This is a genomic window from Streptomyces sp. NPDC031466, from assembly GCF_055581265.1.
In genome coordinates this window covers 92,120-107,203 of the sequence record NZ_JBVIJT010000004.1, presented here as the reverse complement: position 1 = coordinate 107,203, position 15,084 = coordinate 92,120, and the positions used below count along the sequence as shown (strand labels likewise).

The following is a 15,084-nucleotide window of genomic DNA, read 5'->3' as shown; positions in this document are numbered from 1 at the left end:
ATCTCGTCTCAGAAGTCAGCCGTCAGGGACAGGTCGATCTCGTCATCGCTCATTCCGGCGATCTCCTCGAACAGACGGCGCTCCACCAATGCGGCGAGCAGCTCGACCGTCGGGTGTTCGAACAGGTCACGGACCTGGACCGGGCAGTCGAAGGCGGCGCGGAGCCGGGAGGCCACCGCGACGGCGCGCAGGGAGTGCCCGCCGAGGGCGAAGAAGTCCTCGCACACCCCGATCCCGGGCAGGTCGAGGACCTCGGCCCAGATCTGGGCCGTCACCTCTTCGGTGGGGGTCCTCGGGGCCACGGACGCGGCCGGCGGGGGCAGTTCGGGGTCGGGCAGCGCCGCAGTGTCGGTCTTGCCCTGCACGGTCAGGGGCAGGGCGTCCAGGACCACGAAGGCGGCCGGGACCATGTAGCCGGGCAGCCGGTCACGGCACCACGCGGCCAGCTCGTCGGGGTTCAGGCCCGGCCCGGCGACGTAGCCCACCAGGGCGCGGTCGCCGCGGAGTTCGCGGACCAGGACGGCGGCGCCGCGCACGCCCCCGTGCTGTTCGAGAACGGCCTCGATCTCACCGGGCTCGATGCGGAACCCGCGGATCTTGACCTGCTGGTCGGTCCGGCCGAGGAAATCCAGCTCCCCGTCGGCCCGTCGGCGCACCAGGTCCCCGGTGCGGTAGAGCCGGCCGCCCGTGCCGCCGTACGGATCGGGCACGAACCGCTCGGCGGTCAGTGCGCTCCGGCCGAGGTAGCCCCGGGCCAGTTCCGGTCCGCCGACCAGGAGTTCGCCCGGTACGCCGACCGGCACCGGCTCGTCGTGCGCGTCCACGACGTACAACCGCCGCCCGCCCCAGGCCCGGCCGATCGGCACCCGGCCCTCGACCGGCCCGGTGACCAGGTGGGAGGTGGCCGAGATGACGGACTCGGTGGGCCCGTAGGTGTTCTCGACGGGCACGTCCGGCAGGTGGGCGAACCAGGCTGCCAGCGGCGCCGAGGGGAGTGCCTCCCCGCCGGTCACCACCAGGCGCAGGCTCTTGAGGTCCCCGGCCACCGTGTCGAGGCGGGCGGCGATCTCCTCCCAGTACGAGGGGGTGACCTCCATGACGGTCACGCCCTGCGCCCGCACCTGCTCGGCGAGTTCCTCCACCGTCCACACCTCGTCCGGACGGATCACCACCGCGGCCCCCGCGCCGAGCGCGGGCAGGATCTGTTCCAGGGAGGCGTCGAAGGAGTGGGAGGCGAAGTTCAGCACGCGGTCCTCGGCCGTGAGCGTGAACCGCTCGCGGGCGGCGAGGGCGTGCGCGGCCAGCGCGTGGTGCTCCACCCCGACCGCCTTGGGCAGGCCGGTCGAGCCGGAGGTGAAGATGACGTAGGCCAGTGCGCGGGGATCGGCCGCGCAGCGCGGTCCGTCCGGGTCGGGCCGCACGTCCTCTACCCGCAGGACCGGCCGGCCCAGGGCCGCGGCCAGGGAGGCGGTCGGGCCGTCCGTCACGACGTACCGCACCCCGGCCTGCTCCACCATGAACCGCAGCCGTTCCTCGGGCAGGTGCGGATCCAGCGGTACGTACACCCCGCCCGCCCGCCAGATCGCGGCCATCGCCGCGACCGACCAGGTGCCGCGCCGCAGGCACACCCCCACCGGGGTCTGCGCCGCGGCTCCCGCCGCGGCCAGCGCGCCGGCCAGTCCGCCGGTCAGGGCGTCCAGTTCGGCGTAGCGCACGGTCCGCTCCCCGCAGACCAAGGCCACCGCGTCGGCCTCGCCCCGCACCGTGAACGGCGGCGCCTGCGCCACCGTCGCAGCGGTTCCCGGCACCGCGGTGAGCTGTGCGCGCTCGGCGGGCGAGAGGAGTTCCAGGCGCGCCACGGGGCGTCCCGGATCCGCCACGGCCGAGGCCAGGACCCGGCCCATGTGACCGGCGAACCGGGTCACCGTCCCGGGATCGAAGAGGTCGCTCGCGTACTCGACGTTCAGCGCGAACCGGTCCGGGTAGAGCAGGAAGGTGACCGTCAGGTCGAACTTCGCCGAGCGCCACGGCAGGACGAAGTGCTCCACTTCCAGTCCTTCGACCCGCGGACCGCCCGTCGCGCTCTCCTGTACGTCGAACATCACCTGGAAGAGCGGATTGCGCGACGGGTCGCGCTCCGGGCGCAGTTGCTCCACCAGCCGTTCGAAGGGCACCTCCTGGTGGTCGAAGGCGCCGAGCACCGACTCGCGGACCTGGCCCAGGAACTCCTCGAAGGTGGGCTCGCCCGACAGATCCGCCCGCAGCACCACCGTGTTCACCAGCAGTCCCACCAGCCGTTCCAACTCCACCTGGCCGCGCCCCGCCACCGGGGTTCCCACCGCCAGGTCCCGCTGCCCCGACCAGCGGGACAGCACGATCTGGGTCACGGCCAGCAGCACCATGAACCGGCTCACCCCGAACCGCCGGGTCAGCTCGCCCAGCCCGGCCGCCAGCTCCACCGGCAGGTCCACCTCCACCGCGCCGCCGCGGCCCGACCAGCCCGCCGGACGCGGCCGGTCCGTCGCCAGTTCCAGCGCGGGCACCCCGGCGAGGTTCCGCTCCCAGTAGCCCAGCTGCCGGTCCAGCACCTCCCCGCTCAGCCGGTCGCGCTGCCAGACCGCGTAGTCGCCGTACTGCACCGGCACCGGCGCCAGCGCCGACGGCTCCCCGGCCAGCCGGGCCCGGTAGGCGGCCGACAGCTCGCCGATGATGATGTCCTTGGACCAGCCGTCGGTGGCCGCGTGGTGGAAGGAGAGGACCGAGACGTGGTCCTCGGGCCCCAGCTCCCACACCCCGGCCCGCAGCAGCGGTGGACGCGCCAGGTCGAAGCGGCGCGTGGCGAAGGCGAAGGCCAGGTCACGGACCTCCCCGAGCCGGACGGACTCCCCGCCCGGCGGGGCCTGGTGCCACTCCAGCGGTACGCCGATCCCCTCCACCACCCGCTGCACGGGCCGCCCGTCCAGCTCGGACAGCGCGGTGCGCAGGGCCTCGTGCCGCGCGACCACCTCGTCCAGGGCGCCCTGCCAGGCTGCCCGGTCCAGGCCGCCGCGCATCCGCCAGGAGAACCACAACACGTACGTGTCACCCGCGTCCGACATCCGGTCCAGGAACCACATGCGCTCCTGGGCGAAGGACTGCGGCAACGACCCGGAGCGGTCCACCGGGACCACCGCGCTCGCACCGGCCTGCCGGGCCGCCGCCACCAGCGGTCCGAAGGCGCGGATGGCCGGGTTCTCGAACAGGGTGCGCAGCTCCACCTCACGGCCGAGCCGCTCGGCGATCCGCGAGACCGCCATCGTGGCCAGCAGCGAGTGGCCGCCCAGGTCGAAGAACCCGTCGTCGATGCCGACCCGGTCCACGCCCAGCACCTCGGCCCAGATCTCGGCGACGACCCGTTCGGTCCCGTCGCGCGGGGCGATGAACTCGGCCCCGCCCACCGCGCGTTCGCGGTCCGGGCGGATTGCGGGCAGTGCGGCCCGGTCGAACTTTCCGGACGCGTTCACGGGGAGCGCGTCCAGGGTCACGAAGTCGGCCGGCACCGCGTGGAGCGGCAGCCGCTCCGCGCAGAAGGCGCGCAGCACCGCTGCGGGAACGGGGCCGTCGGCGCCCACCACGTAGCCCACGAGGGTGGTGCCGCCCTGGGCGTCCTCCCCGGTGGCCACTGCGGCGGCCACCACTCCGGGGCACTGGAGCAGGACGGACTCGACCTCCCCGAGTTCGATGCGGAATCCGCGGATCTTGACCTGGTCGTCGGTCCGGCCGAGGAACTCCAGCTCCCCGCCGGGCAGTCGGCGTACCAGGTCACCGGTGCGGTAGAGGCGGCCGCCGTCCGGGACGAACGGGTCGGGGACGAACGTCCGCGCGGTCAGGGCCGGCCGGCCGAGGTAGCCGCGGGCCAGTTCCGGGCCGCCGATCAGCAGCTCGCCCGGGACCCCCTCGGGGACCTGCTCGTCCCGCTCGTCCACGACGTACGCCCGGCGCCCGCCCAGCGGGCGGCCGATCGGCACCCGGGCAGCGCCCGCGCCGTCATCGGCGGGGGTCTCGGCCGTGATGTCGTGGACCGTCGCGGTCACGGTGGTCTCGGTCGGTCCGTAGGCGTTGACCACCCGCACCCAGGGGACCCGGGACCGCCAGGCCGCCAGCGCCCCCGCCGGCACGGACTCGCCCCCGAGGATCAGCAGGCGCAGCCGGGCCAGCGCGGTGGCGCAGGCGTCGGTCAGGGAGAAGGCCAGCTCGGCCCAGTACGTCGGCGGCAGGTTCAGCACGGTGATCGCGTACCGCTCGACGAGCGCGGCCACCCGGCCGGGCAGCCACTGCTCGTCGGGCCGCACGACCAGGCTCGCCCCGCAGCCCAGTGCCGTCAGCAGCTGGTCGAAGGAGGCGTCGAAGGAGAAGGAGGAGAAGGCGAGCACCCGGTCGCCCGCGGTGATCCCGAACTCGGTGCGCGCCGCCGCCACATGGGCGGCCATCGCGCCGTGCTCCACGCCGACTGCCTTGGGGCGGCCGGTGGAACCCGAGGTGAAGATGATGTACGCGAGTTCCCGCGGATCCGGGGTGTGCCGCGGCGCACCGCTCCGCGCACCCGAACCGGGCGTTACGCTCTCCACGGCCAGCACGGGCCTGTCGAGCGCCTCCGCCGTCCCGCGCGTCCCGGCATCGGTCAGCACGCACCCGACCCCCGCCTCCGCGGCCATGAACCGCAGGCGCTCCAGCGGGAGCCCGCGGTCCATCGGGACGAACACCCCGCCCGCCCGCCAGACGGCGGCCATCGCCGCCACGGACGGGATCCCGCGCCGCATGCACACGCCCACCGGGGTACCGGGGCACACCCCCGCCCCGGTCAGCGCCGCGGCCAGGTCACCGGTCAGTGTGTCCAGCGCCCCGTAGGTCAAGGACTCCTCCCCGCACACCAGGGCCACGGAATCCGGGGTGCCGGACACGGTGAAGGGCGCCGCGGGAGCACCGGGCGCGGTGGCACCGACCCCCGGGCCGCCCGCCAGCGCGACCAGGCGCCGGGCCTCCCCGCCGGGCAGCGGCTCCAGCTCCCGGGCGAGCGCGGCCACCGAGGCCTGGGGCGAGGCCACCACCGCGCGCAGCAGGGTGACGTAGCCGGCGGCGAACTGCTCCATCGTCGCGTCGTCGAAGAGGGTGGTGGAGTACTGGAGCAGGGCCGCGATGTCGCCGTTGGCGCGCAGGCTCAGGTCGAGGAACACGTCGAGCCCGGTGCCGCCGAGCGGAGTGGGGACGAGCGCCACGTCCAGGTCCGCCAGCCGGGCCGCGGCGGGTGCGTTGTTCAACAGGGTGAAGGAGGCCTGGGCGAGCGGGTGCCGGGACAGGTCGCGCTCGGTGACCACCTCGCCGACCACCCGGTCGAAGGGGGCGTCGGCGTGCGAGAAGTCCTTGAGGGCCCCCGTCCGCACCCGGGCCAGCAGCTCGGCGAACGCCGGGTCGCCGGACAGGTCGGTGCGCAGCACGATGGTGTTGACGAAGGGGCCGATCAGCGCGTCCACACCGGGCCGTCCCCGGTCGGCGAGGGTGGTGCACACGGCGATGTCGTGGCGGCCCGAGTAGCGGCCCAGCAGTGCCTGGTAGACGCCGAGCAGCAGCATGTAGCGGGTGGCCCGGTGCTCCCGGGCCACCCGGTCGACCTCGGCGACCAGCGCGGCCGGCAGCTCGAAGCGGACCACGTCCCCCGCGCCGTCCCAGAAGGCGGGCCGCGGCCGGTCGGCGGGCAGCGCCAGCGGGGTCACCCCGGCCAGCCGCTCGCGCCAGTACCCGAGCAGCCGCTCCATGCGCGGGCCGCTGAGCCGCTCCGCCTCGGCGGCGGCCACATCGGTGTACTGGAGTCCGGGGGCGGCGACCGCCTCCCCGCGGTAGCCGGCGTCCAGTTCGCGCAGCAGCACGGCCCAGGACCAGCCGTCGACCGCGATGTGGTGGACCACGAGGAGGAGCAGGTGCTCCTCGGGGCCGAGCCGGGTGAGACCGGCGCGCAGCGGGTGCTGCGTGGCCAGGTCCAGGGGCCGGGAAAGCTCCCGCGCGAAGACCTCGGCGGCGTCGGCCGCCTCCGCCCGCTCCAGGGTGACCGGGCCGGCCGGGTCCACCCGGGGCACGGGCTCCCCGTCCACCGCGGTGAACCGGGTGCGCAGCACCTCGTGCCGCGCGACGATCCCCGTCAGGGCGCGTTCCAGGGCCGGGACGTCGAGGGCGCCTCGGATCCGGAGCGCCAAGGGAAGCAGGGAGTCCGTGGACCCTCGGGTGAGCTGGTCGAGGAACCACAGCCTGCGCTGCGCGAATGATGCCTTCACTGCGGACCTCCAAGCGGTGTTTTCCATAACACTGCTGGCTGAGAAGGCCTGTCAGTAGGGAAGAAGACGCAGCCGCGCGCGCAGCCGCCGGGGGTAGAACGCGCAACGGCGGCCCCGCCCGGGCACGTCGACCGTGCCGGGCGTGCCGCCGTGGGCCACGCCGCTCCCGCGAAATCCCTATCCCTCGTCCACCGCCACGAAGCGCAGCTCGGAGGTGTAGACGGAGCCCTGGTCGTCGGTGAGCCAGGCCTCTTCCGGACTGGGCAGCATCTCGGTGAACACGGCGCGGCCGTCCGGGGCGTTGCGGGCCATCCTGCGCAGCGCCTTGGCCAGGATGGTGAGGTACACCGGGCTGTCGAAGTCCACGTAGAACGGCCGGGTCTCGGTCGGCAGGACCACGAACACGAACCGCGGCAGCCCGTGCCGCTCGCGCCAGCGCCGGGCCAGCACGAACCGACGGGCCTCGTCCTTCTCATCCGCGAAGTCGATCTTCTCCTTCGGCAGCCGCCAGGTCTCCCGGGCCACCACCAGCCGGTCCACGGACACCCGCGGGGAGTGCTCCGCGTCGTCCGGCAGGATGTGGAACAGGTCCATCGCGAGCGTCGTCAGGACGTGCGCGAACACGTCCACCGCCGCGAACCGCGCGCCGTCCGGCAAGGTGACCCGCAGCTCCCCGTCGTCCTCCCGGGTGACCACCACGTCGGCGCTGAGGACCGTGCGCGGCCGGGCCGGGTCGGCGGTGAAGTCGACCAGCGCCACGTGGTAGTCCTCGGGCCGCACCAGGGCGTGTCGGGTACGGACGGACAGCCGTGAGCGGTGCTCCTTGGGCAGCAGCGGCATCAGCCGGGGCCCCGGGTGATCGCGGTCGGTGAGCGCCGTCAGCTCCGCCGGGTCGGGGTGCTGGTGGACGAAGAGCGAGGAGCCCAGCGTGTTGGCCGCCAGGTGCAGTTCACCCAGTACGAGTGAGAATTCGCCGCGTGCCACCGCGTCCGCCCCGGTCGCCGCGATCATGATGTCGGGGCTGAGGTAGCGGGCGGCCGTCCAGCCACCGCGCACCCCGGTGGCGCGCGCGCCCCCGCCCTCCCCGGAGTCCGCGCCGAAGCGCTCGGCCACGGGCCCCGCGATGTCCGCCAACGACACCTGGACCCGCCGGGCGTCCGGCGGCGGTGACAGGATCGCGGCCCAGCGCGACCGGAACTCCCTTTGCAGCGCCTCCGTTTCGGTACGCGCCGCCCCGTGCAGGATCGGCATGCAGGCGAACCAGAACGCGGCCAGGTCCACCGGCCCCTGCGCGGCGAGCCGTTCGTACACCTCGCTCGCCCTGGCCATGACCGCGGCGGCCAGCCGCGCGGTGAGCCAGCCGGCACTGGTGAGCAGCGGCGCCAGCGGGGCGAGCGCCTCGTGCACGAGCGGACCCAGCCGGGCGCTCGCCGAGCGCCGGCAGTCGGAGTACACCAGGGCCCGGCACGGCGCCGTACCGGCCGCCTTCTCGCGGACGGCCGCGGTCTCGGTCAGGGCGACGAACTCGCCCTCCAGCGCGGTCATCGCCTCGACCAGGGCCTCGGAGCCCTCGGCCGCCGCCACGAGGTCACGGCCCCGCTCCAGCACGTCCAGGGCGGCCACGGCGCGCCCGCGCACCACCGGGTCCCCGATCCGCTCCAGCCAGCCCCGCAGGTAGCGCTCGGGCCGGGCGTCGGCGGGCACCTCCAGCTTCCAGACCACCCACCGACGGGCCACCAGGGCCGTCAGCTCGGCCGGCACGTCCGTCCCGGGCAGCGCCTCCGCGATCTCCCGCGCGGTCCGCACCCCGTCGCACAGGGCCAGTACGGCCGCGGCCGCCGCCCCCGCGAGCTGCGGCGGGCGGCCCGGCACCAGCACCTCGGCGCCGTCGATGTCCGCGGCGCCGCCGTCGGCGCCCCCGCTCCCGTCGTCCGTGTCGCCCCCGACGTCCCGGAGGCGGACGAACGGCACCCGCCGGGGGGCCAACCAGTCCCGCAGCTGCGGATCGGCCGTGATCGTCGCGGCGAGCGCGTCGATGGCCCAGCTGGCGAAGTACACCTGCGAGGCGGCGATCAGTCCGGTGCCCGGGTCGACGGCGACGCCCTGCGGGCCGTCGGCGCCCAAGTCCCAGCGACCCCAGCCGACGGGGCCGAAGAACCCGATGGTGTCGTTCTTGACGCAGAACCGCTGCCAGTAGTGGGCGACGAGCTCCTCGCGCTGGCGGGGCATGCTGGTGCGGCCCGTCGCGCTCGGCGTCCACTTCAGGAACGGTGCGATCCCGGAGGACAGCACCGGCCGGTTCTGCCAGGCCACGGCCTCCCGGAAGGCGGGCAGCCGGGCGATGTCCTGGAGCGCGTGCGCGTTCGCCACGGCCGCTTCGGCGAACACCTCCTTGAACTCGGCCCAGCGCTCCCCGGAGAGCTGCTCGCCCTCCGCGAACTTGTCGGCCGCTGCGGCCAGCCCGGAGGGGGCCAGCCGCAGCACGCCCCCGACCGGGAAGCCCGGCCCGCGCAGCGCGAATTGCTCCCACAGCCGCCAGCGGCCGCCCGGCAGATGGTGCTCGCTCATGGTCTGCCCCTCATGCCCGGACGAGGTCGGCGTCGACGACGGACGCGAGGTCGGCGGGCGAGGGGTAGGCGAAGACCAGCGCGACCGGCACCTCGACCCCCAGGGCCTCCTCGATCCGCGCGGTGATCTGGAAGGCGGTCAGCGAGTCCCCGCCCCACTCGTAGAAGTCGCTGTCCTCGTGCAGGGACTCCTCGCCCAGGGTGTCGCGGTAGATGCCGAGCACCAGATCCGTCAGTCCGGCGGTGGTCAGGGTCGGGTTCACGGACGTGGTCATGAGATCTCCTCCAGATACGGTTCGGTGGCCGCCGCGGCGGTGAGCGCAGCGGTGGTGTTGCCGCCCGACACGATGGCGACGGCGCGGCCGGTGCCCCGGCCCGCGCGCAGCGCCCCGGCCAGGGCGACGGCCCCGGTGGGCTCGGCCTCGATCCCGAGCCGCCGCAGGAAGGCCGCGGCGGCCAGGATCTCGGCATCGGACACGGCGATCAGGTCGTCGACCCGGTCCCGGATCAGCGGGAAGGTCACCGTCCCCGGCTGCTGGGCGCGCAGCCCGTCGGCGACGGTGTCGCTCGGCGGCAGCCGGACCGGGTGGCCCGCCGCCAGCGAACGGGCGTACCGGGGCGTCGCGGCGGGCTCCACGCCCACCACCTTGACCCGGTGGCTGTGGGCGGCCAGACAGACCCCGGCCAGCAGCCCGCCCCCGCCGGTCGGCACGTAGAGCGTTTCGACGTCGGGCACTTCGGCCAGGACCTCCGCCCCGACCGTGCCCTGCCCGGCGACCACGAGTTCGTGGTCCGAGGAGGGCACGAGGACCGCGCCCGTCTCCCCGGCCAGTTCCCGGGCCCGGCGGTCCCGCTCGGCCACCCCGCCCGGCACGGACACGATCCGCCCGCCCAGCGCCCGGATCAGCGCGGCCTTGGCCGCACTGGCCCCGGCCGCCATGACCACGGTGACCCGGACCCCGAGCGGGGCGGCCAGCCGGGCCAGCGCGATGCCGTGGTTCCCGGAGGACCCGGTGACGATCCGGTCCGCGCCCAGTGCCAGGACCGCGTTGGCGGCCCCGCGCACCTTGAACGAGCCGCTGTGCTGGAGGTGTTCGGCCTTCAGCAGCAGCGAGCAGTCCGGCAGCAGCCGCCCCGGCGAGGCCAGGCCGGGCAGCAGCGGGGTGCGCCGCACGTACCCCGCGAGCCGTTCGGCGGCCCGGGCGACGTCGGCCGGGCCCAGGGTGTCGATGGTGACGTTCATGACCGGGTGCCTCCGCTTTCGGCCAGGGCGCGCCGGTCGGCCTTGCCCCCGCGGGTGGTGGGCAGCGCGTCGAGCCGGACGAACCGGCGCGGCATCAGGTGCGGCGGCAGGGTGGCCACCAGGTGGGCCCGCAGCGCCGAGTCCGGAACACCGGTGTCGCCGGTGAGGTGGGCGGTCAGGAACACCCGCCCCTGGGAGTCGGTCGCGGAGGTGACCACCGCGCCCGTCACCGCGGGGTGGGCCAGCAGCGCGCCCTCCACTTCCGCCGGGTCGACGCGGTAGCCCCGGATCTTGACCTGCCGGTCCCCGCGGCCCACATAGCTCAGGCCCCCGGGCCCGCGCCGGGCCAGGTCCCCGGTCCGGTACAGCCGGGCGCCGGGCGGCCCGAGCGGGTCGGGCACGAAGCGCTCGGCGGTCCGGCCCGGCAGCCCCCGGTACCCCCGGGCCACCCCGGTCCCGCCGATGTACACCTCCCCGACGGTCCCGTCGGGGACCTCCGCCAGGCCCTCGTCCAGCAGCCGGACGACGACCCCGTCGATCGGGGTCCCGATCAGGTCGGCCACCGGATCCGGTGCGGCGGGGACGGCGTAGCGGGTCGAGGTCATCGTGCACTCGGTCGGACCGTACTGATTGACCAGCGCGCCCGGCACCAGCGCCCGGCCGCCCGCGGCGAGGAACGGCCGCAGCGACTCCCCGCTGGAGACCACCAGTCGCAGCCCCGCCAGCAGCGCGGCCGCGTCCGGCCGGCCCGCCAGGAACGAGAGGAAGGACGGGGTCACGCTCAGCAGCGTGTTCACCCCCTCGGTGCGCACCACCTCCCCGAACTCCTCCGGCCGCAGCAGCGCCGAGCGCGGTACGACGACCAGGCGCCCGCCCGCCAGCAGCGGGGCGAAGGTGTCGCGCACGGAGGCGTCGTAGCCCAGCGGCGCGACCTGGAGGCCGACCGTGTCCGGCCCGAGACCGTAGTCGCGGACGACGAAACGCAGGTACGAATCGAGACCCCTGTGCTCGACCAGCACCGCGCTCGGCTCTCCGGTGGTCCCCGACGTGTGACTGACGTACGCGAGCCCGCGCCCGTCCGGCGCCCCGGCCGGGGGGCCACCCGTCCCGACGGCGCCGGGCCGGTCCAGCAGCACCCGCGGTCCTGCGATCGGCAGGTCCAGGCGCGCCGATAGCTCCGAGGAGGTCAGCAGCATCGAGGCGCCGCCACTGCGCGCCAGCGCCGCCAGCCGCGGCGCGGGCTGCTCCGGGTCCAGGCCCAGGAACGCGGCGCCGGACCGCAGTACGGCCGCCACCGCGACCACGGCGTCCACCCCGCGCTCCACGGCCACCGCGCACACCACCTCGGGACGCGCGCCCCGGGCCCGCAGCACTGCGGCGAGCGCGTCGATCCGGGCGGCCAGTTCCTCGTACGTCAGCTCGCCGGCCGGGGTGGTGAGCGCCACCCGGCCGGGGTGGCGGGCCGCGTGCGCCGCGATGTCGTCGACGAAGGTCCGCATCACGCGTCCCCGTCCCCGGCGGGGCGTACGGCGGTCTGGTCGACCGCGACGAAGCGCAGCTCGGAGGTGAAGGAGTTGCCCTCGTCGTCCGTCAGCCAGGCCTGTTCCGGCGTCGGCAGCATCTCGCTGACCTTCAGCCGCGCCTCCGGGTCCTTGCGGGCCAGCCTGCGCGCCGCCTTGGCCAGGATGGTCAGGTACACCGGGCTCTCGAAGTCGACGTAGAAGGGGCGGGGTTCGGTGGGGGAGACCACGAAGACGAAGCGCGGCAGGTCGTGTTCCCGCTGCCAGTGCCGGGCCCGTACGTACCGCCTGGCCTCCGACTTCTCGTCGGCGAAGGTCAGTTCGGCCGCCGTGAAGGACCAGGTCTCGCGGGCCACGATCATCTTGTCGATGCTGATCCGGGGGGTGTGGCCGCCCTCGGGGCGGATGGTGAAGCGGTCCATGATCCGCTGGGTCAGGGTGTTCGCGTAGACGTCGAGCAGCGAGAAGGCGGTCCCGTCCGGCAGCACCGCCGTCAGGGTCCCCTCCCGGTCCTCCACGGCGACGTCCGCACCGAGGAAGGTGCGCGGCCGGTGCGGGTCGCCCGTGTCGTCGACCAGCGATACGTAGTAGTCCTCCGGCCGGTCCAGGGAGGGCCTGCTGCGCGTGGACCACTTCAGCGGCAGCTCCTTGGGGAGCATCGGCAGCAGCCGGGGCCCGGGGAAGTCTCGGGTCGTCTCCGCGATCAACTGGTCACGGTCGGGGTGCTGGTGGACGAAGAGCGAGGCGCCCAGGGTGTTGAGCGCGCTGTGCATCTCGCCGAGCACCAGCGCGAAGTCGCCGCGGGACACCGCCGCCGCGTCCTCGGCGAGGACCAGCACGTCGGGGCTGAAGTAGCGGGCCAGGGACCAGCCCGCGCCCGGCTCCTCGAACTCCGCCCGCACCCGCTCGGCGATGTCCGCCGAGGAGACCCGCACGCTGCGCGCGCCCTCCGGCACCTTCAGGATGCGGGCCCACTTCGCCCGCAGCTCGGCCTGGATGACGTCCAGATCGGCGCTGGCCTCCGGGTAAGGCGACGGCAGGCAGGCCAGCCACATCGCACCCAGGTCCACCGGGCCGCCGGCGCGCAGGCGTTCGTACACCTCGCGCAGCCGCACTCCCGCCCGCTCGGTGAACCGGTTGGTCATCCAGCGCGCCGAGGCCAGGCACTGGGCCAGCGGGGTCAGTTCGTCGAGCAGCGCGGTGCCCAGCGTGGCCGTGGCCGAGCGACGGCAGTCCGAGTACACCAGGCCGCGGCAGGGCGCGGTCCGCGCGCCCTTGGCCCGCTGGCCGTCGGTGTCGGTGAGCCGCGCGAAGTCGGCCTCCAGCGCGCCCATCGCCTCGCCCAGCGCGTCGGCGTCCAGGCCGGCCGCCTGCACCGCGTCCCGTCCGCGCTCCAGCACCGCGAGGCGCTCCAGCCCGGACTCCCGCAGCCCGGCGTCTCCGACGCGCTCCAGGATGGCCCGCAGCTCCCGCTCGGGGTAGGTGCTGCTCGGCACCTCCAGGCGCCAGTGCACCCACCGCTTCGACTGGAGCCACGCGACGGTGTCGGCCGCCTCCGCCTCGGTGATCCCGGCGGCCGCGGCGATCGCGGCGACCGGCCGGGTGCCGTCACACAGGTCCAGCACGGCCCGCGCCGCGTCGGTGATGGGCTGCGGCGGCCGCCCGGGCAGCCGCACCGTCCGGCCCTCGGCGCGGACGAAGGACACCCGGCGCGGCGGTATCCACGCCTTCATGGCCGGGTCGGCGCCCAGTGTCCTGGCGAGTGCGTCGATGGCCCAACTGGCGAAGTACACGCGGGATTCGGCGAGCAGACCTTCGCCGGGATCGACGGTGACGCCCTCGCTCGCGAGGTCCCAGCGGCCCCAGCCGACGGGTCCGAAGAACCCGATGGTGTCGTTCTTGACACAGAACCGCTGCCAGTAGTGGGCCACGAGTTCCTCGCGCTGGCGGGGCATGCTGGTGCGGCCCGCGGCGGTCGGCGTCCAGTTCAGGAACGGTGCGATGCCCGTGCGCAGCACGGTCCGGTTCTGCCAGGCCACCGCGGCGCGGAAGCGCGGGGCGGCGGCGATCTCCTGCAGCAGTCCGGCGGTGCGCACGGCGCCGGCGTCGAAGGTCTCGGTGAAGGCATCCCACTCGGGGCCGGCCAGCTGGTCGCGCGGGCCGAACTTGTCGGCGGCCACGGCCAGGCCGGGGGGCGCCATGCGCAGCACCCCTTCGGCGGGGAAACCGGGCCCGCGCAGGGCGAAATGCTCCCACAAGCGCCACCCACCGGTGGGCAGGTGCACGTGGTCCGGGTGGTCCGTCATGGCGGAGCTCCTTCCAGGCGGTACTGACTCCGCGCCGGGTACCGTCTGTGGCGTCACCCTGGCTCCCTGAACACTGCCGGTGCGCGGCCGGCGGCAGTAGGGAAGGACGGGCAGCGCAGGGCGCCGCGGCTTCTGCGCGTTTGTCTCTATGGCGGCCGCCGGTCCGGGGGCAGTCTGGGCACGTCGATGCGATCGAACGCGGGAGGGCCCAAGCGATGAGTGCCAGCGGTGAGAGCGGCTACCAGGTCGTGCGCAACGAGGAAGAGCAGTACTCCGTGTGGCGGCTCGATCGGGAGCTGCCGGGCGGCTGGTGGGCGGAAGGCACGTCCGGGACGAAGCAGGAGTGCCTGGACCACATCGACGTGGTCTGGACGGACATGCGGCCGCTCAGCCTGCGCCGTCGGATGGCCGAGGCGGCGGGAGGCTCCGCCTGAGAGGCCCGCGGGGGAACGCGAAGAAGGCGCCTGACCGGGACAATCGCCCGGGCAGGCCTCTTCTCGTCTCCCGTGGGGGACTGGCGGGGCGTCATCTCACCTGGAGGGTGACGTCGTCCACCACAAGGGAGTCCTGGAGGACTGGCCCTCGACCCCCTGGAACCGGAGAGTGACCACCTGCCCCGCGAACGGCGAGACGTCGTAGGTCTTCAGGACGGAACCCGACGTGGCGTTCACGTCGGACAGGGTCTCCCGCGTCTGGCCGCCCAGCGACACCTTGAGGGTGTCGAAGACGACGTTCTCGGTCCCGGTGGCGTCGATGTGCAGGTAGAAGGAGAGACGGCCGGCCGGGCAGCCCGCGGGGAGGGTCAGAGACTGGGCCGCGCTGTCGGAGCGGGCGATGCCCCAGCCGTTCGGCCACGCCATGTGGGCGCCGAGGTCGACGTACTGGGATCCCGGACGTGAGGCTGCGCAGGTCCGACTGTTACGCATGCGTTCTGACGCATCCAGCAGACCACCCCCTGGGGCGATGGCTCGCCCTTACGCTCCACAGAGTGCGGTGCGCAGTCGCCGCCAGCCGATGACGGCGCGGCCGAGGGTGACAAACGTGTGGTGGGTGTCGTCGCGGATCTCCCAGCGGATGCGCAGGCGGCGGAACCAGTGCAGCAGCGCGATTGTTCCTTCCACAACCCAGCGGTGCACGCCCAGG

9 protein-coding genes are annotated in these 15,084 nt (G+C 74.5%); 1 reads left to right on the top strand and 8 read right to left on the bottom strand.

The features are described from left to right. Positions 1-8: 8 nt before the first annotated feature. The 6 genes from ACZ5GP_RS09350 to ACZ5GP_RS09325 form a co-directional block, all read right to left on the bottom strand. The gene (locus tag ACZ5GP_RS09350; RefSeq protein WP_468750247.1) at positions 9-6,305 is read right to left on the bottom strand and encodes an amino acid adenylation domain-containing protein; all 6,297 of its coding nucleotides are present in this window, start codon (positions 6,303-6,305) and stop codon (positions 9-11) included. 177 nt (positions 6,306-6,482) lie between these two features. Continuing rightward, positions 6,483-8,873, bottom strand: a complete 2,391-nt coding sequence (locus ACZ5GP_RS09345) for a lantibiotic dehydratase (protein ID WP_468750246.1) — start codon at positions 8,871-8,873, stop codon at positions 6,483-6,485. Positions 8,874-8,883: 10 nt separating this feature from the next. Further along, on the bottom strand, positions 8,884-9,147 hold the full coding sequence (locus ACZ5GP_RS09340; protein WP_468750245.1) for an acyl carrier protein: 264 nt from the start codon (positions 9,145-9,147) through the stop codon (positions 8,884-8,886). After that, positions 9,144-10,115, bottom strand: coding sequence for a threonine ammonia-lyase (locus ACZ5GP_RS09335; RefSeq protein WP_468750244.1), 972 nt, complete (start codon positions 10,113-10,115; stop codon positions 9,144-9,146). The genes ACZ5GP_RS09340 and ACZ5GP_RS09335 overlap by 4 nt, the downstream gene beginning before the upstream one ends. Beyond that, a complete protein-coding gene (locus tag ACZ5GP_RS09330; RefSeq protein ID WP_468750243.1) occupies positions 10,112-11,614 on the bottom strand; it encodes an amino acid adenylation domain-containing protein in 1,503 nt (500 codons plus the stop codon). Before ACZ5GP_RS09330 ends, ACZ5GP_RS09335 begins: the two co-directional genes overlap by 4 nt. Beyond that, the gene (locus tag ACZ5GP_RS09325; RefSeq protein WP_468750242.1) at positions 11,614-13,941 is read right to left on the bottom strand and encodes a lantibiotic dehydratase; all 2,328 of its coding nucleotides are present in this window, start codon (positions 13,939-13,941) and stop codon (positions 11,614-11,616) included. Before ACZ5GP_RS09325 ends, ACZ5GP_RS09330 begins: the two co-directional genes overlap by 1 nt. A gap of 215 nt (positions 13,942-14,156) precedes the next feature. On the opposite strand from ACZ5GP_RS09325, the gene ACZ5GP_RS09320 reads away from it, so the two are divergent. After that, positions 14,157-14,375 (top strand): MbtH family protein, encoded by a 219-nt coding sequence (locus ACZ5GP_RS09320; RefSeq protein WP_468750241.1) that lies wholly within the window; start codon positions 14,157-14,159, stop codon positions 14,373-14,375. A gap of 96 nt (positions 14,376-14,471) precedes the next feature. On the opposite strand, the gene ACZ5GP_RS09315 is transcribed toward ACZ5GP_RS09320, so the two are convergent. Then, positions 14,472-14,867 (bottom strand): hypothetical protein, encoded by a 396-nt coding sequence (locus tag ACZ5GP_RS09315; protein WP_468750240.1) that lies wholly within the window; start codon positions 14,865-14,867, stop codon positions 14,472-14,474. Positions 14,868-14,915: 48 nt separating this feature from the next. Next, entirely contained in the window at positions 14,916-15,062 is a 147-nt protein-coding gene (locus ACZ5GP_RS09310) for a hypothetical protein (protein WP_468750239.1), read from the bottom strand. Between the last annotated feature and the right edge of the window lie 22 nt (positions 15,063-15,084).